Annotated in this window: 14 protein-coding genes; 8 read left to right on the top strand and 6 right to left on the bottom strand. The window is 67.0% G+C overall.

Annotated features, from left to right (window positions below):
* The first annotated feature begins 18 nt into the window (after positions 1-18).
* On the top strand, positions 19-1590 hold the full coding sequence (locus ACFCV3_RS02400) for a PHP domain-containing protein (RefSeq protein ID WP_376025363.1): 1572 nt from the start codon (positions 19-21) through the stop codon (positions 1588-1590).
* A 179-nt stretch (positions 1591-1769) separates the two neighbouring features.
* Positions 1770-2702, top strand: a complete 933-nt coding sequence (locus ACFCV3_RS02405) for a polysaccharide lyase family 1 protein (RefSeq protein ID WP_376025365.1) — start codon at positions 1770-1772, stop codon at positions 2700-2702.
* 81 nt (positions 2703-2783) lie between these two features.
* Here ACFCV3_RS02405 and ACFCV3_RS02410 read toward each other — a convergent pair whose 3' ends face one another.
* Positions 2784-4295 carry a carboxylesterase/lipase family protein gene (locus tag ACFCV3_RS02410; RefSeq protein ID WP_376025366.1) on the bottom strand — a complete coding sequence of 504 codons (1512 nt, stop codon included), beginning with the start codon at positions 4293-4295 and terminating at the stop codon, positions 2784-2786.
* Positions 4296-4349: 54 nt separating this feature from the next.
* Here ACFCV3_RS02410 and ACFCV3_RS02415 point away from each other — a divergent pair, with 54 nt between their 5' ends.
* The 3 genes from ACFCV3_RS02415 to ACFCV3_RS02425 all read left to right on the top strand — a co-directional run bounded on the left by ACFCV3_RS02415 (position 4350) and on the right by ACFCV3_RS02425 (position 6223).
* Positions 4350-4889 carry a TetR/AcrR family transcriptional regulator gene (locus ACFCV3_RS02415; RefSeq protein ID WP_376025367.1) on the top strand — a complete coding sequence of 180 codons (540 nt, stop codon included), beginning with the start codon at positions 4350-4352 and terminating at the stop codon, positions 4887-4889.
* A 72-nt stretch (positions 4890-4961) separates the two neighbouring features.
* Complete coding sequence (locus ACFCV3_RS02420; protein WP_376025369.1) at positions 4962-5474, top strand: SigE family RNA polymerase sigma factor; 513 nt, start codon at positions 4962-4964, stop codon at positions 5472-5474.
* Positions 5471-6223 (top strand): hypothetical protein, encoded by a 753-nt coding sequence (locus tag ACFCV3_RS02425; RefSeq protein ID WP_376025371.1) that lies wholly within the window; start codon positions 5471-5473, stop codon positions 6221-6223. The genes ACFCV3_RS02420 and ACFCV3_RS02425 overlap by 4 nt, the downstream gene beginning before the upstream one ends.
* A 17-nt stretch (positions 6224-6240) precedes the next feature.
* On the opposite strand, the gene ACFCV3_RS02430 is transcribed toward ACFCV3_RS02425, so the two are convergent.
* Both ACFCV3_RS02430 and ACFCV3_RS02435 read right to left on the bottom strand, forming a co-directional pair.
* Complete coding sequence (locus ACFCV3_RS02430) at positions 6241-6852, bottom strand: glyoxalase (protein ID WP_376025372.1); 612 nt, start codon at positions 6850-6852, stop codon at positions 6241-6243.
* A gap of 36 nt (positions 6853-6888) precedes the next feature.
* Positions 6889-7236 (bottom strand): VOC family protein, encoded by a 348-nt coding sequence (locus ACFCV3_RS02435; protein WP_376025374.1) that lies wholly within the window; start codon positions 7234-7236, stop codon positions 6889-6891.
* Between the two features lie 153 nt (positions 7237-7389).
* Here ACFCV3_RS02435 and ACFCV3_RS02440 point away from each other — a divergent pair, with 153 nt between their 5' ends.
* Together ACFCV3_RS02440 and ACFCV3_RS02445 are read left to right on the top strand one after the other, a co-directional pair.
* Complete coding sequence (locus ACFCV3_RS02440; RefSeq protein WP_376025376.1) at positions 7390-10155, top strand: LuxR C-terminal-related transcriptional regulator; 2766 nt, start codon at positions 7390-7392, stop codon at positions 10153-10155.
* Between the two features lie 147 nt (positions 10156-10302).
* Complete coding sequence (locus tag ACFCV3_RS02445; protein WP_376025377.1) at positions 10303-11487, top strand: glycoside hydrolase family 5 protein; 1185 nt, start codon at positions 10303-10305, stop codon at positions 11485-11487.
* Here the strand turns inward: ACFCV3_RS02445 and ACFCV3_RS02450 are convergent.
* Positions 11484-12131, bottom strand: a complete 648-nt coding sequence (locus ACFCV3_RS02450) for a DUF899 domain-containing protein (RefSeq protein ID WP_376025378.1) — start codon at positions 12129-12131, stop codon at positions 11484-11486. The two genes, ACFCV3_RS02445 and ACFCV3_RS02450, sit on opposite strands and share 4 nt — an antisense overlap.
* 135 nt (positions 12132-12266) lie before the next feature.
* On the opposite strand from ACFCV3_RS02450, the gene ACFCV3_RS02455 reads away from it, so the two are divergent.
* The gene (locus tag ACFCV3_RS02455) at positions 12267-14597 is read left to right on the top strand and encodes a chitobiase/beta-hexosaminidase C-terminal domain-containing protein (protein WP_376025380.1); all 2331 of its coding nucleotides are present in this window, start codon (positions 12267-12269) and stop codon (positions 14595-14597) included.
* Here the strand turns inward: ACFCV3_RS02455 and ACFCV3_RS02460 are convergent.
* Together ACFCV3_RS02460 and ACFCV3_RS02465 are read right to left on the bottom strand one after the other, a co-directional pair.
* Positions 14588-16042: an alpha/beta hydrolase gene (locus tag ACFCV3_RS02460; protein WP_376025381.1), complete on the bottom strand. Its 1455-nt coding sequence runs from the start codon at positions 16040-16042 to the stop codon at positions 14588-14590. The two genes, ACFCV3_RS02455 and ACFCV3_RS02460, sit on opposite strands and share 10 nt — an antisense overlap.
* Positions 16043-16181: 139 nt before the next feature.
* Entirely contained in the window at positions 16182-16970 is a 789-nt protein-coding gene (locus tag ACFCV3_RS02465; RefSeq protein WP_376025382.1) for a maleylpyruvate isomerase family mycothiol-dependent enzyme, read from the bottom strand.
* Positions 16971-17073 lie beyond the last annotated feature (103 nt).

The raw sequence follows: 17073 nt of genomic DNA on the forward strand, positions 1-17073 counted from the left end.
GGGTTGACGGGTGCGGGTGTGGCCGTCGCGGCCACACTCGGCGCAACGGCGGCGGCAGCAACACCGGAGACCCGACCTCGGCGCGGCGGGTACCTCTGGCTGGCCGGCGACCATCATCTGCACAGCCAGTACAGCAACGACGCGATGTTCCGGGTCGACGACCAGGTGCAGCGGGCGATCGAGCACGGCCTGGACTGGATGGTGATCACCGATCACGGCAACACGGCCTTCTCGTCGTACAGCGTGCCGATGCTCGCCGCCGACGTCGCGGCCGCCCGCAAGGCCGAGCTCGACGACATCCTGGTCTTCCTCGGCATGGAGTGGAACATGCCCGGCGCCGAGCACGCCACCTTGATGCTTGCACCGGGCAAGGACGAGGACGGCTTCCTGAACGAGTTCGTCAGCAAGTACGACGCTCGCGTCACCAACAGCCGGGACGGCACCCCGGCCAACGAGGCACTGGCGGTCGAAGCCATCAAGTTCCTGTACCGCGGTGTGCGGGACGGACGCATCCCAGATGCGCTGGTGCTGGCGAACCACCCGTGCCGACTGGGCATCGACTCACCTCACGAGCTCCGCGCCTGGCGCGACGCTGCTCCGGGGACCTTCCTCGGGATGGAAGGTGCGCCCGGCCACCAAGCCGCCGGGCTGCCGGCTCCCGGAATGGGGCGCGGCCGCGGCCTGTACGACAGCGCGCCGAGTAAATATTCCTTTCCGGGACTCCCCGCGGAGGCCTACCGCACACACGGCGGCTTCGACTGGATGACAGCGACCGTCGGCGGCGTGTGGGACTCCCTGCTCGCGGAGGGCAAGCCGTTCTGGATCACAGTCAGCTCCGACGGCCATCAGGCCTGCGGCGACTGGGTGAAGAACCCCGTGGACCCACTCGACCAGAGTTCCTACGACAACACGCCGTACGACGAGACCGGCCGGACCTTCATGACCACCGGCAAGTTTCCCGACCCGGTCGGCGCCGGCAGGCCAGTCACGACGTACAGCGGCCTGCCGCCCGGCGCCTACTCCAAGACCTGGGTCGGGGCGACCGGTCGCGGACATCGCGCCGTGATGGATGCCATCCGGGCCGGCCGGGTCTGGGCCTGCCACGGCGACCTCATCTCCGGTCTCGACGTCCGGCTGCGATCCACCAGTACCGGCCACGAGGCTCCGCTGGGCGGACGGATCACCGTCAAGCGTGGATCGTCGGTCCGGTTGTCGGTCGAGATCGAGCTCACCGAAGGCGGCAACTACGCACAACTCCATCCCGAGCTCGCCCGCGTCGACCTCATCATGGGCACCGTGACCGGTCCGGTGACCGATCCCGACACCATGACCGCACCCGATGCCCGCGTCATCAAGTCCTGGGACGTCACGCAGACCGGCGGCACCATAACGCTGTCGCACACCCTGAAGATCGACGGACCGTGCTACTTCCGGCTCCGCGGCACCGACGGCAAGCGCAACGCGCCCGGCCCGTACGGCGCCGCCGTCGATCCGGCCGGCCCGGTCATCGACGTGCTCGGGAACGCCAATCCCTGGGAAGATCTCTGGTTCTACGCGAATCCGACCTTCGTCGACATTCGAAGGGTTTAACTGTAATTCCCGATTTGATCGTTCAATCGAACCGCTTCGATTTCTGATCGCCCGAGCCCTTGACCTGCAGGTTTCCGCTTTGTAAATTCTTCGATGGAAAGCGTTTTCCTCTCAGTCCCGCCCCGTTCACTGGAGGTTTTTCCATGCGATCTGTCGCGCGCCGATTACCTTTCCTCGTGGTGGCTGCCGTCCTGACGGCCACCGCCGGCACCACCGTCGCCGCCCCCCGGCTCCTGCCGGAGGCCGCCGCCTCGACGTACTCCCTGCAAGGCTGGGCCACTCAAGGCGGTGGAACGACCGGCGGCGGCAGTGCAGCCCCCGTCACCGTGACCACCGCCTCCGCACTGATCAGCAACATGCAGGCCAGCGGAGCCCGCGTCATCCGGGTCTCCGGCACGATCACCCTGTCCGGTATGAACAAGGTCGCCGCCAACAAGACGATCATCGGCGTCGGCAGCGGTTCGGCGATCGTCGGCGGTGGACTCAACGTCGCCAACGTCAGCAACGTGATCATCCGCAACCTCAACTTCCGCAACTGGGGTGACGACGCGATCAACGTGCAGTACTCGACGCGCGTCTGGGTCGACCACAACAGCTTCAGCAACGGGTACGACGGCGCTGTCGACATCAAGCGCGCCTCGGACTACGTGACGGTGTCGTGGAACAAGTTCTCCAGCCACGACAAGGTCGGACTGATCGGTCACGACGATGGCAACGGCGGCGAAGACCGCGGCAAGCTGCGCGTCACCTACTACGCCAACTGGTTCGACGGCACCACGCAGCGCCACCCACGGGTCCGCTTCGGCAACCCGGTGCACGTCTTCAACAACTACTACCGCAGCACCAGCGGGTACGGCGTGGCCTCGACCTGCAACGCCGGCGTCTACGTCGAGCGGAACTACTTCGAGAGTGTGTCGAAGCCTGTCGTCGCCCAGACCGGTGACTCACCGGAAGGCAATGTCAAGCTCCTCAACAACTACCTGGCCAGCTCCGGCGCGCCGGTTTCCCGGAATGCGGCCAGCGTCGCCGCCATTCCGTATTCGTACGTGGTCGACGCCGCCGAAAGCGTAAAGTCGATCGTCACCGGTGGCGCTGGAACCGGTAAAATCTGAATCCAGCACAATTGACCCCGGAGCACCTCCCGTCGCCCCACAGGAGGTGCTCCGGCCAAAACTTATGTCACAGCACTAATCTCACAGCTCGACCGTGCTCCAGAAATCGCAATTGTGGGCCCGGCTCACATTCGTCCGGTGAATGGTGCGCGCGAGGGATTGAACCGCGACATCGGTCGGCCGGAGTTGCTGCCAGCGCGGAAGGCCCGGCATGTTCGGGCTGCCGGTGCGAGCGAAGGTCGACCAGTAGCTCATCATGCTGTCGGCCAGGCGTCGCTGGGCGCTGGTGAGAGCTGGACCGGTGACACCGTCGCGGAACTCGAAGAGGTACAGCGCATCGGCCGAGTGATAGGCGCCGTACGGGTAACCAACGGGTGGCAAGGTCGGCGGCGCAGTGCGGTCGGCGAACTCGTAGGCGTACGTCGGGGATCGGCGGGCGAAGGCCTGGTTGCGTTTCAACGTCGGGCAGGAGAAGACGCTGTCGGTGGTGACAGCAGCCCAGGTCCGGCTCGGCGGGACGCTCTTGCGCAGTGGATAGCGGTCGGCGACTCGGTCGGCATCGGCACCGAACGCCTCGGCGAGGTAGTCGAGGTATTGCCGGGGAGTGAGCGGCTGAGTTGCGTGATCGATCATCCCTTGCAGGTAAGTCATCTCGTCGCGAGTGGTACCGGACAGCATCGGTACGTCGTGCGCTCGGCCCTCGGCCAGCACAGTGGCCGGATTCTCCGGCAGAGTCGTGCTGCCGTAGGAGAGCCCAGCGAAGTGACCGAAGACCGGCATCAGGTCTTTGGCGCACTTCAGTCGCAGGCAGTCGACAGTCGAGCAACCGAGGGTGGCTGCAACGGCTTTGCCGCGGGCGGCGACACTGCCCAGCGCCTCCCACGGTGAAACGGTCGGCAGTCCGGGCGCCAACGCGTTGGCCGGGATGCGCGACGTACACAGCGAACTCTGGATGATCGCGCGATGGAAGAGACCTGCGGCCGCGGGTGCGGCGAGCTGGGCGCAGATGCTTTGGCCGCCGGCCGATTGCCCGAACAACGTGACGTTGCCGGCATCGCCTCCGAAGGCGGCTGCGTTGTGCCGGACCCAGCGGAGCGCGGCTTGCTGATCCGCGAGCCCGAAGGCGCCCGAGCCTTCGAGCCCGGGATAGCCGAAGTTCCCGAAGATGCCCAGGCGATAGTTGATCGTCACCACGACCGCACCACCGCGAACCGCCAGCCGGTGCGGGTCGTATTCACCACCCGACCCCTCCACGAAACCGCCGCCGTGCAGCCACACCATCACGGGTTTGCGCGGCCCTCCCGCGGTCGGAGTAGTCACATTCAGAAACAGACAGTCCTCCGCCTGGGCGCAGCGCGGTCCGAAAGCGGAAGCAGCGCGTACGCCGGTCCACGCCGCCGCGGGCTGCGGTGAGCGCCAACGGAGAGCGCCGACCGGCGGCGCGGCGTACGGAATGCCGTTGAATTCCCGGTACTCCCCCTGATCAATGCCGCGGACCGCCCCCTGTCCGGTCCGGACAACGAGCGGGTCTTCAGCGGGAACCACGGGTGCCGCAAGCAGGGCGGCCAGTGCGAGCGCGAGTATCTTCACCATGAGGTCCTCATCTAATCAATACTATCGTATTGTTCTGCTCAGGAGGCTAATGCAGTGAGAGGTCAGGGTGCCGCGCACGACGAGCGGCGGTCCGCGATCGTCGAGGCGGTCTTCGCGCTGGTCGACACCGGCGGCGTCGAGCAGGTGACGGTCCGGCGGGTCGCCGACCGGGCCGGGGTCTCGATCGGCCGCGTGCAGCACTACTTCCCGACCAAGGACGATCTCCTCCGCGCGGCCTCCGTCGCCATCAACGACCGCGGCACCCAGCGCGTGCGGGAACGCGCCACCGGCGACGACCCGGGCGACGTACTGCGCGCCGTACTGTCCGTGCTGATCCCACGCGACGAGGACGAGCGGCGACTCTTCCGGATCCAGCAGTCCTTCGAGACCTACGCGCTCACCAACCCGGAGCTCGCAGAACACGTCAAACAGGGTTACACCGACCTGGCCGCCCTCTTCGCCCTGCTCCTCGGCGGCAACGAGACCGCAGGCCACCAGTTGCTGGCCACCTCGATCGGCCTCGCCGGCCTGGTCCTGACCGGCACCATCACGCCGGCCCAGGCCGACAAGATCCTCGCGAGCGAACTCAACTAATTGCTTTGCAACCTCCTGGCCGGTGGACCCAGTAGATGCAGGGTGGAGATCACCGACAAGGGAGGGCGGACCGTGAACGATCGGGACGCGGAGTTCCTGGAGTACGTGACTGCACACCGGGGCCGGATGCTGCGGACGGCCCGGCTGCTCGCGTCAGGGGACGTGCACTGGGCCGAGGACCTGGTTCAGGTCGCACTGACCAGGTTGTACGTGCACTGGGCGAAGATCCGGCGCGAGGAGGGGGCCGAGCGGTACGCCGACCGGATCCTCGTGAACGCATTCCTCGACGAGCGTCGGCGGATGTGGCGCCGGCGAGAGGCAACCACCGAGGAGATGCGCGACGCCGTACCAGCGGCCGGCCCGGACGCTGCCGAGCGGCTCACTGTGCTGGCTGCGCTCGCGAAACTCCCCCGTCGCCAGCACGCGGTCGTCGTGCTGCGGTACTTCCGCGACTGCGACGTACGGACGACTGCCGAGCTGATGGGTTGCACCGAAGGCACGGTCAAGTCCCAGACGTCGCGCGCGCTCTCGACACTGCGCGGTCTCCTGCACGAATCCTTCGACACCCTGGAGAGCCTGCGATGACCGACCTCAAGCACCTGCTCGACGACGCCGCGGGTCCGGAGCCCGCCACCACCGACCTCGACCTCGACGCCGATCTCGTCCGCGGCCGTCGCGCCGTACGGCGTCGCCGGCTGACCGGGATCGCCGCCGGAACCATCACCACCGCCGCCGTCATCGGCGCCGCCTGGTCGTTCCTGCCCGGAGGTGCCACACCGGACACGACCCCCCAGGTCGCCACGACCACCGCCAAGCCGTCCGCCACGCCATCCGCCGCCGAACGGCCGCCGCAGCTGGATACCGGTCCGTTGCCGCCGAAGCCCGCCGTACCGGTCGCACTCGTCCCGAACCCCACCCCGATGCCAGGCAAGATCACCTGCGATCTGATCCCCCAGGGGTGGTCCGTCGACTTCACCTCCCCCAGCAAGAACGGGTCGTGGGAGCAGAAGGCGCTCTTCGATCCAGCGCTGCAGGATCCGGAGCAGTACCGCGCGCACTCGACCCGGATCCGCATTCGCCAGTCCGAGATGCGCGACGAGGGCCACGGTCTGGTCCCCGACAAGTACGGCATCCCCTGGTCCGAACTGCCCCACGTCCGGGCCGGCAACAAGGAGGCGGTCATCAGCCTGGGCACCAAGGGCGACGGCCTCCGCGAGGTTCACGTACGCCAGGGACGAACCGCTCACCTCATCGCCGTCTTCAACTACACCCCAAGCCTCGGCTGGGACGAGGCCACCCTCCTGAAGTTCGCCGGCTCCTGCCACTACAAGTAGGCAACAACCACAGAGCTTCAGGCAGTGGTGGTTTCCCAGACGAAGCCGTCGGGGTCGGTCAGCGGGGCTGCGTCGGTACCGAGGACGAGGTGGTGGGAGCCGGTGCCTTCCTGCGGCATGCCGGTGTCCTTGGCGAGGGCGCGGCGGGGGTAGAGGGCCAGGGTGACGTCGGACGACGGGGTGTCGAACTCGACGTACTTGCCGCCGAAGCTCCGGCCGACGGCCAGGCCCTTGCCGACGTAGAAACGCTTGCTGGCCTTGACGTCCTCGACGCCCAGCAGGAGTGCGACCTGATCGATGTTTCCGGTGACCGGTGCGGTGTCCTTCTTGCTCGAGGTGGCGACCTTGATGATCGTTCCGTCCGGCGTCTGGACGATGCCGCCGTACCCCCAGAAGCTCTTGGTGGCGGGCTTCAGGGTGGTGGCGCCGGCCTGAGCGGTGGTGTTGATGATGGCGTCGACGTCACCGGGCTGCGAGGCAACGAGGGACAGGGCGAAGCCGCGGAAGCCGGTCGACGGCTTGTCGGTGCCGCGGACGGTGACGTAGGTGTCGAGGCCGGTGGCGCGGTAGAAGGCGTCGGCGGCGGTCGGGTCGGTGGCTTCGACGGTGACAGAGGCGAGAGTGTTCATGGCTGGATTCCTTTGCTGATGAAAAGTGGATGTGGTTCAGCGGTCTTGGATGAGTCCGAGGACGTTGCCGTCGAGGTCGATGACAGTGGCGACCAACCGGCCGCCGCCGACCTCGTGGGCTGCTTCCTTCACTTCGGCGCCGGCCGCGGTCAGCTCGGCGAGCTTCGCGTCGATGTCCGGCACGTGCCAGTACGTCACCGGCGAGGTCATGCCCTGCGGTCCGCCGTCGGGGACCAGTCCGATGTGCTGGCCCTCGGCGTCGAAGCCGACGTAGTACGGCGAATCCGTCTGCGGGGCGAGGCCGAGCAGAGCCGCGTAGACGGCCTTGGCCTTGCCGAGGTCGGACACCGGGTGCAGCACCGTCTTGATTCCCTGGGTGGTCACGATCACTCCTGTGGTGGTCCGTTGCTTGCTTGTGGTCATAGCTTGTCGTCCGGCCCGGCAGCTCCACATCCGTGGAGACCACGGAAACCTGACCACTGACTCCCACCACGGATCGCCGTACGGATGCGTCGGGTGGCGGCCACGGAGGCTCGGATGAGGGAAGATTGGGCGGTGACCGCCACTGTGGACATCTCGCCGCGCGAAGGTGAGGTGCTGGAACTGGTCGGGGCGCACTTCAGCAACGCGGAGATCGCCGCGCGGCTGAGCATCTCGGTGCGCACCGTGGAGAGTCACGTCTCCTCGCTGCTGCGCAAGCTCGAGGTGCCGGACCGGCGCGCGCTGGCCCACCGTGCGCCCGAGCCGACCAGCACGGGCGCGGTCCCGGTGCCGCCGGTGCTACCCGCCGCGCTCACCTCGTACGTCGGCCGGGCCGGCGAGCAGGCCCGGCTGATCGAGCTGATCACGACCCGTCGCGAGGTGACCGCGGTCGGTCCCGGCGGCGTGGGCAAGACCCGGCTTGCGCTCGCGGTCGCGGCTGAAGCAGCCGGTAATCACTTCGACGCTGTCTGGTACGTCGATCTCGTTCCGGTCACCGATCCGGAGATGATCGCGACCGCGATCGCCGCCACCCTCGGCCTCGGTGAGCAGCCGGGTCGGGACATGACCGAGTCCGTGATCGCCGCGTTGGCCGACCGGCACGCCCTGCTGGTGCTGGACAACTGCGAGCAGGTGCTGGACGGCGTCGCGCTGGTCGTCGAGCGGCTGCTGGCGAACTGCTCCCAGCTGACCGTGCTGGCGACCAGCCGCGCCCAGCTGATGGTGCCGTTCGAACACGTCTACCAGGTGCCGCCGCTGTCACTTCCCGCCGACGGCGAATCGGACGCGGTCGCGTTGTTCCTCGAACGTGCAGCCGCGGTCGGCACGACCTTGGACCCGGCTGCGCGCGACCAGATCGCCGTCATCTGTGAACGCCTGGACGGTATGGCGCTCGCCATCGAACTGGCCGCCGCCCGCTACCGGACGCTCGGGCTGGATGGCATCACCGCCGCGCTGTCGCACCCGCTCCGAATGCTCACCGGCGGCTTCCGCGCGAATGAGCGGCATCGTTCGGTGCGAGCGGCACTGGACTGGAGCCATGCGCTGCTGGATCCCGCCGACCAGGCGCTCCTACGCCGGGTGTCCGTGTTCGTTGCGCCGTTCACCGCCACCGCGGCAGCGGAGGTGGCCGGGTCAGAAGAGTTCTTGGTGGCCGACGGCTTGGCCCGGCTGGCCGAGCAGAGCCTGCTGGTGGTGACGGCGTCACCCCGCGGTACGGCGTACCGGGCGTTGGAGACGATCCGCCAGTACGGGACGGAGCAGCTCGCCACGGCTGACGAACTCGACGCGGTCCGGACTCGGCACCTGCACTGGTGCCTGGAACAGGCGGGCGGACTGACGGTGGATCGGCCGGACTGGCGGGCCGGATTCGACGCGGTCGCTGACGACCTGCGCGCTGCGCTCGCCTGGGCGGCTCAGGAGCCGGAGCAGCGTGCGAACACGTACCGTCTCGCGCAACGGCTGGCCGAGCTGACCTTCACCCGGACGCTGATCGGTGAGTCCCAACTGCGGTACGAACAGGCAGCGTCGTACGCCGAGGAGCCCGGGGCGACGGCCTCCGAGCTCCGGCATGCCGCAGCGGTTGCGGCGTGCCGGATGCGTGGCGACGACCTGTACCGCCTCTACCGCGCTGCGGCGGAGGCCGACCTTCGCGCGGGGAACACCGAGGGCGCGGCCCGCGACCTGGCGACTGTCGCCATCGCGTCGTACCGGTTCTCGGGCAGGTTCGTGCGCGAGCTTCCTACCGAGGAGACCGACGCACTGGTCGCCCAAGCACGTGAGCTGGCCGGCCAGGATCAGGCGGCACAGGTGATGGTGGCGGTGGCCGAGGCCGGGCAGGCGCTCTACGCGGCGATCACCACCGCCGAGGGCCACCCCGGTAGTTCCGTCGCGGATACCATCACGCGCGCCGAACGAGCTGTCGAGCTGACGCACAGCGCAGGCGATGCGCTTGCCGAGTCCATCGCGCTCGACGTACTGACCGGCGCCCAGAGCTGGGCCGGTGACACCTTCGCCGCCGCTGCGACCACTCAGCGCCGCATCACCCTGCTCGCCTCCACCCCGGTGACGCCGGCTGCTACCCACGAGCTGATCGAAGCACTCGGTGAGGCCGCAGAAGCCAGCCTTGGCACCGGCGACCTGCACGCGGCCCGGCGGTGGGCGGCGCAACTCGCCGAACATCCCCTGCTCGCCGAAGTCGGTCATCGCGCCACGAGCTGGCTCTTGGTCGCGGACGCCTTCGCAGGCAACGTCGACCAGGTGCTCACCGGCAGCGTCCGCTTCCTCGACGCCTGGCGGCGCGCAGGCAGCCCGGCCAGTGCGTCCCTTGGTCCGGCAGTCGCAGCGGTGGCGATGGTCCACGGCCTCCGTGGCGACGATGACGCTCGGCAGGAGTGGCTGGAGGTCCTGGAGCAGCTCGACACTCCCCCGGAGCAGACGTTCGGCTACGGAGCGGTCTTCGACACCATGCTCCTGCTGCACCACGACCGGCTACCCGAAGCCCTGGAGCGGATCGCCAGACCACCCTCGGAGATCTGGAAGTGGGTCACCTGGATCTGGCACCACTGGTACGTCGCCCTGCGCGCCGAGGCCGCCGTACTCGCAGGGCATCCAGACGCCCTCGCCTGGGGGACCGAGGCAGGAAGCATCGTGGCCGGCAACCCGCTCGCCGCCGCCCAGGTAGCGCGCGCCGCAGCCCTCCTCGACGGCGATCCGGAAGCGGTCCGCGCCACGGCGGCAACATTCGATGCCCTCGGCTGCCACTACCAGTCCGCACGGACCTTGGTGCTTGCTGCGGGCAACCACCCTCAGCACGGCGGCTAAATCTCCGCGCTCGTCCAAGTCTTGTCACCGGCCGCTCTGCGTGTTTAAGATCCGGCCCATCCCTGGTGATCTCGTCCTGAACTGCCCGCCCCCATCGTCGAAGCGCTTCGACGCTTCGTTCGACAGAACCGGAAGAGGCACGTCCTCATGCGTTCACGAAAGCTCAGAACCCTTTTGCTCGCTGCTGTTCTCACCGCCCTGCCGGGTCTGACGAACAGCGCCTCCGCCGCCACGGCGGCACCATCGAACGCTGCCCAGATCGTGGCCGACCTAGGCGTCGGCTGGAATCTCGGCAACCAGCTCGAGGCCAACTCCAACGGCTATCCGAGCGAGACGGCCTGGGGCAATCCGGCCGTCACCCAGGCGCTCATCGACAAGGTGAAAGCGGCCGGCTTCAGCTCGATCCGGATCCCCGTCTCGTACCTGCGCGCCATCGGCGCCGGCCCGAACTACACCGTCGACGCCGCCTGGCTGAACAGGATCCAGACGGTCGTCAACTACGCCTACAACCGCGGCCTGCGCGTCATCATCAACATGCACGGCGACGGCTACAAAAGCATTCCCAATGCCTGGCTGATCTGCGACGCGGCCAACCAGACCGAGATCAAGGCGAAGTACCAGAAAGTCTGGCAGCAGATCGCCACCAGATTCCAGAGCTACGACAACCGGCTGATCCTCGAGTCGATGAACGAAAACTTCGACGGGCAGTACGGCCGTCCGACCCAGCCGTGTTACTCGAACATCAATGCCTACAACCAGATCTTCGTGGATACCGTCCGACGGGCCGGCGGCAACAACAGCTCACGCTGGCTACTCGTCCCGGGCTGGAACACCAACATCGACTACACCGCCGGCAACTACGGCTTCGTCGTACCGACCGATCAGTATCGGTCCTCGTCCATCCCGAGTAACGAGCAGCGGATCATGATCTCCGTGCACTACTACTCTCCGTGGGACTTCGCCGGTGAGGAGAACGGGACCATCACCCAATGGGGGCGCGGGGCAACCAACCCCGCGAAGCGCTCGACCTGGGGCCAGGAAGACTACCTGGATTCGCAGCTGAAGCTGATGTACGACAAGTTCGTCGTCCGCGGCTACCCCGTGGTCGTCGGCGAATACGGTTCCATCGACAAGACCTCGGCCGACTCCTCGAACAACCGCTACCGCGCCGACTACGCCCGCGCCGTGGTGGCAACTTCGAAGAAGTACGGCGCCGCGACCATCTACTGGGACAACGGACACAACGGCCAGTACGGCTTCGGCCTCTTCAACCGAAGCAACAACACAGTCACCCAGCAAGGCATCATCGATGCCATCAGGAGCGCTCGCTAGTACTCGTTGTGGTGGTGCAGCCAGCTCATTGTCGGGTCCTGCGGCCAGCCGGGAGGCGAGTCTTCCCAGTCCTCCTGGCGGCCGTAGGGGGTTAGGTCGAGGAGGTTGTTGTCGGCTCGGAGCCGGTCGACGCCGCGGGCCTGAGTGACGTAGGTGCGGTAAACCTGCTTGCCGTCGTGGACGAACACGCTGAGGGCGAAGCCGTCGCCGATGTCGCAGTCGGCGACGAACGTCGTACCGTGCGAAGAGTAGAACGGCATCGTCCAGCCCATTCGCCGGCGCCACTTGAACAACTGCTCGGGTGGCATGTCCGACACCACGACGAAGGTGGTGTCGCGGGCGTTCAGGTGGGCCAGGTGACCGATGTTGTCGACGAAGCTCGAGCACCCGTTGCAGTACTCGTCCGGACCCAGATCCATCATCTGGTACACGATCAGCTGGCGGCGCCCTTCGAACAGCTCCGCCAGCCCCGCCTTCCCATCCGCGCCAGTGAACACGTAGTCGTTCTCGAAGCGCACCATCGGCAGCCGTCGCCGCTCCGCCGCCAGGGCGTCCAGGGCTCGCGTGAGCTCTTTTTCCTTGACCAGCAAGGCATCACGGGCCTGCTGCCACTCCTCCGCAGTGACCACCTCAGGGAATTTCATCCTGAACGGGTACCCAGGCCGATCACGGTCCACTCGGTCGAGCTCTTCCGCAGGGGCGCGAATCGGTCTACTGTCCGGCTCACGTGAGAGCGCTCTCACCTCTCGTCCCCTCTACCGCCCCGGAGGTGGTTCCCCGTGATCCGGAGTTCCGAACGAGCTCGCCGACGTCGTAGTCGGTGGCGCGCGATCGTGGTGTCGGTGGTGCTGGCTGTCTGCTCGAGCCTCCTGGTGGGTGGCGTAGCGACGGCGGCCGACGACTACACGCAGACGGTTACGTCGCTCAATGCGACCCAGGCGCAGATCGCCTTCACCCCGACAACAGCCGCGGTCTATGTCGATGTCCACTACATCGTCGCGGGCCAGGGTCAGCAGAATTTCCGGATGGATCTCAGTGGCGGTACGTGGCGCAAGACGGTGAGCAATCTGTCGTCGGGCAGCGTCATCGACTACTGGTTCACCTACGAGAAGAGCGGACCGCAGTACGACACACCGCACTTCAGCTACACCCATGGCACGGCCACTCCGGCGGTCGCGACGCCGACCTTCTCTCCAGGCGGCGGCACCTATGCGACGGCGCAGACAGTGACGATCTCGACGGCGACGGCCGGCTCCACGATTCGGTACACCGTGGACGGTTCGACGCCGACCGCATCGTCGCCGTTGTACAGCGGACCGATCAGCGTGCCCTCGACGCGGACGGTCAATGCGATCGGCATCAAGTCCGGTCTCACGAACTCCGCGGTGGCGAGCGCGACCTACACGATCGGTACGACGCCAGTCAGCTGCACGACGCAGCCCGACGTACCGAGCTTCGGGCCCAACACCCGCATCTTCGACCCGAGTATGTCGTCGACGGCGATCCAGGCGCAGCTCGATGCCGACTTCAACGCGCAGAAGGACACGATCGCCCACCAGATGGGGACCGGGCGGATCGCGCACCTGTTCAAGCCTGGCGCGTACAGCGTGCACGACGATGTCGGCTACTACACGTCGGTCGCGGGTCTCGGCCAGAACCCTGGCGATGTGGTGATCAACGGCGCCATCACCGTCGATGCGTTCAACGAGTCCGACCACGGTGTGGCCTTGCAGAACTTCTGGCGTTCCGCGGAGAACATGGCGGTGAACCCGATCGGCGGCTCCAACCGCTGGGCAGTCGCGCAGGCGGCGCCGTTCCGCCGGATGGACATCCGCGGCAACCTCCAGCTGTACCCGGCCAGCTACGGCTTCGCGAGTGGCGGCTACATCGCCGACTCGAAGGTGTCCGGGCAGACCGCATCCATCTCGCAGCAGCAGTGGTACACGCGCGACAGCAACCTCGGCAGCTGGGACGGTGGCGTCTGGAACATGGTCTTCTCCGGCACCCCCGGCGCCCCGCCGACCACCTTCCCGAACCCGCCCGAGACCACGCTGGCCACCACCCCGGTCTCGCGAGACGTGCCGTACCTCTACCTCGACGGCGCGGGGAAGTACCGCGTGTTCACCCCCTCGCTCCGCACCAACGCCTCCGGCGCCAGCTGGGCGAACGGCTCAACCCCCGGTACGTCGATTCCGATGAGCCAGTTCTATGTCGTCAAAGCCGGTGACACCGCGTCGACGATCAACTCGGCACTCGCATCGGGCTGCAACCTGTTCTTCACACCGGGCATCTACCACCTCAACCAGACGCTCAACGTGACCAGGGCGAACACCGTCGTACTGGGTATCGGCTATCCGACCCTGATCCCGGACAACGGCGTCAACGCGATGCAGATCGCCGACGTCGACGGCGTCCGCGTCAAGGGCCTGCTGTTCGACGCCGGTACGACGAACTCCGCGGCACTGCTCACCGTCGGCCCCGCGGGCTCGTCGGCGAACCATGCCGCGAACCCGACCACGCTCCAGGACGTGTTCTTCCGGATCGGTGGATCGATCGCCGGCCACGCGACCACCAGCCTGGTCGTCAACAGCCAGCACACGATCATCGACCACATCTGGGCCTGGCGCGCCGATCACGGGAACGCGGGCACCTGGGGCTGGACCCAGGCGACCGGGGATACCGGAGTGATTGTCAACGGCAACAATGTGCTCGCGACCGGCCTGTTCGTGGAGCACTACCAGAAGACCCAGGTGATCTGGAACGGCCAAGGCGGCAAGACGATCTTCTTCCAGAACGAGATGCCGTACGACGTCCCGAACCAGGCGAGCTGGAACCGGCCGAGCGGCCGCAACGGGTACGCGGCGTACAAGGTCGGCGACAACGTCACCTCACATGAGGCCTGGGGGTTGGGGAGCTACAACTTCTTCAACGTGAATCCCTCGGTCAACGCGTACAACGCCTTCGAGGCACCCAACAACGCCAACGTGCGCTTCCACAGCCTCTGCACGGTGTCGCTGAACTACCAGGGCACGATCACCCACGTCATCAACGACACCGGTGCAGTGACTCCGCCCGGCACAGTCCCGGTGAATGTGGTCAGCTACCCCTGATCGGCACCGGCCGGCTCCTGCGCTGCACAGTGCAGGTTGCCGGCCGGGACCTTCAAGTCCGTCAGGTAGTTGTCGGTGCTGGACTTGGTACAGGTCGTGTACGGGTAGGCGCGATGCCCCCAGCCCTCATAGGTCACGAGAGCCGTGGTGGCCTTGTTCTGACCGTGGATAGCGGCGGCCCACTCGAGCGGCGTGGACGGGTCGTGGGCGGAGTTGAGCAGCAGGATCTTGTTCGCGGTCCTGAGCTTCGGGGTGTGCTGGGGATTGACGGCCTTCGGTGAGGCCAGGCAGGCCGTCGTTGCGGCGTGGCCGAGCATTGAGCTCCGGACGTGGGGTGCGTTCTTCCGCTCGGCCGCGCTGAGCTGCTGGTAGTGCTTGAAGTCGCGGATGGCGAAGTTGAAATCGCTGCACAGTGAGGCGGCAAGCGGTTCTGGTACCGGCTCACCCAGGGCGGCCGCGCGGCTGGGGGCCGGCGCCTTCTTGCCGGTGTGCAGGCCCGCGATCCACTCGCTGAAGCTGAGCCATTCGGGCCCGTAGCCCATGCCGCCCACCTCCTCGAACAACTTGGCTGCGGGCACCTTGCTGCCGCCGGCCTCGGTCAATTCACCGCGCTCGGCCTTGGCCATCAGGCCGTCCCAGATCTTCACGACGTTCTGGCCGTGCAGTGCTGACGAGGCGGTCCGCTGATTCCACTTCACCCATTCCCGGAAGGAATCCTCGACCGCTCGCGCCTCGCTGGTCAGGAAGGCGTGGGTGTCCAAGCTGTGGTCCACCGTCGAATCGAGCACCATGGCACGAACCCGATCGCCGTACCGCTCGGCGTACATCTGCCCGAACAACGTGCCGTAGGAAACGCCGTAGTAGCTGAGCTTCGCCTCACCCAACGCGCCACGCAGCGCATCCATGTCATCGGCGACGTCGACCGCTGACATGTGGTCGTAGATCGGACCGGTCCGCGCGCGGCAGTCCGCGCGCAACTGCTTCTCGACCGTGATCAGCTTGGCGAACTCGGCGGCCGTCCGCGGATAGATCGCTGCCCGCTGCTTGTTGACCAGATCCTCGCCGCACAGCACCGGCTTGCTGCCGGCAACCCCTCGCGGATCGAAACCGATGATGTCGAACCGCTCCAGGATCTGCGGCGAGAAGTACTGCGGCGCTTCCCCGGCGAACTCGACACCCGAGCCACCTGGGCCACCAGGGTTGACGAACAGTACGCCGAGCCGGTGCGCCGGATCGGTCGCCTTGTGCCGGTTCACGGCCAGCTCGAACGTCGGTCCGCCGGGCTTGCTCCGATCGATCGGCAACGCCAGCGTGCCGCACTCGTACCCGGGCTGCTCATCCGCACACGGCTTCCACACGATCTTCGCCGTACCCGCGCTGGCCGGTATCGCTACCGCAGCAAAGACCACCACACTCGCGGTCAACGCCCCGAGCGCTCGTTTCATCGGTCGCATAACTCCCTCTCGAAGGATCATCGATCTCCCCTTCGAGGACCTTGGCAGTCTGCGTCGGCTACCGGGACCACCCACAGGATGGCCCCTGATCATCCTGTGGGTGTACGCCGCCTACGACCAACTGTCGAGCTCAGTAGCCGGCGAAGACCCGGCGCAGGGTGTCCAAGCTGATCGGACCGGTCAGCTCGACCGACTCCGGCGTACGGTCCGCGGCAAGGCGGCCTGCACTCAGCCGCAGCCAGGCCTCGGCAGGCAGCGTCAGCGTGCCGTCCGGCTCAGCAGCGGGAGTCGCCTCGATGCTGACCGGATCGGCCAGCCGCAAAGTGAACTCCTGCGACGGGTCGGTCGTGACAACAGCCAGTACGGCGGTCTGGCCGTTCAGCTCGGCCGGCTTGGTGACCCAGCTGAGGTCACGATCGTTCTCCAGCATCTCGGGGACCGCCGCCGCATCGAGTGTCGCCTCGGGATCGGAGGGGCTGCGGACATCCCACGAGTGGTAGGTGAGTTCGTTGAGGCGCATCCGCGCGAAGGCCGCCACATCGATCGGGGCGGGCAACCAGGGGAACTCGATCCGGACGCTGTCGCGCTGCTCCCCGGTCAGCGATTCGAACAGCGCGAGCAGCTTCGCGTTCCACTCCAGGAAGCCGTCGGCCTGCTCGCGGCGCGACGACGAGTCCCAGCGCGCCCAGACGGTCTGGTTGAAGTCACCGGCGGCCGGCGGCTTCCCGTCCACCGCGAGCTGGAGGGTGTTGGTCATGATCTCCGCGCCACTGCCCAGGTGACTCAGCACCTGCGCGATATCCCACTCCGTGGCGGCCGACGGACCCGCCAAGGTCTCGTCGTCGAACTTCTTCACCAGATCCGCGAGCCGCTCGTAGCCGCTCCGAAGCGCGACGATGACGGTATCGGCGTTGCTCAAGCTGTGCCTCCACAGAAGTAGTTGTTCAGTTGTCAATCACTTCACCGGCCGCGCTATTCCTGCCGGGCGGAACGAGATGGTTGCCGAGACCAGGGTCCGTCGG

The sequence above is a fragment of the Kribbella sp. NPDC056345 genome, assembly GCF_042262745.1.
Classification (GTDB): domain Bacteria; phylum Actinomycetota; class Actinomycetes; order Propionibacteriales; family Kribbellaceae; genus Kribbella.

Excerpts from the sequence above, each read along its gene's own strand:
- ACFCV3_RS02460 (WP_376025381.1), bottom strand. The coding sequence starts at position 16,042 with ATGAAACGAGCGCTCGGGGCGTTGACCGCGAGTGTGGTGGTCTTTGCT.
- ACFCV3_RS02425 (WP_376025371.1), top strand. The coding sequence starts at position 5,471 with ATGACCGACCTCAAGCACCTGCTCGACGACGCCGCGGGTCCGGAGCCC.
- ACFCV3_RS02410 (WP_376025366.1), bottom strand. The coding sequence starts at position 4,295 with ATGGTGAAGATACTCGCGCTCGCACTGGCCGCCCTGCTTGCGGCACCC.
- ACFCV3_RS02440 (WP_376025376.1), top strand. The coding sequence starts at position 7,390 with ATGAGGGAAGATTGGGCGGTGACCGCCACTGTGGACATCTCGCCGCGC.
- ACFCV3_RS02445 (WP_376025377.1), top strand. The coding sequence starts at position 10,303 with ATGCGTTCACGAAAGCTCAGAACCCTTTTGCTCGCTGCTGTTCTCACC.
- ACFCV3_RS02430 (WP_376025372.1), bottom strand. The coding sequence starts at position 6,852 with ATGAACACTCTCGCCTCTGTCACCGTCGAAGCCACCGACCCGACCGCC.
- ACFCV3_RS02450 (WP_376025378.1), bottom strand. The coding sequence starts at position 12,131 with ATGAAATTCCCTGAGGTGGTCACTGCGGAGGAGTGGCAGCAGGCCCGT.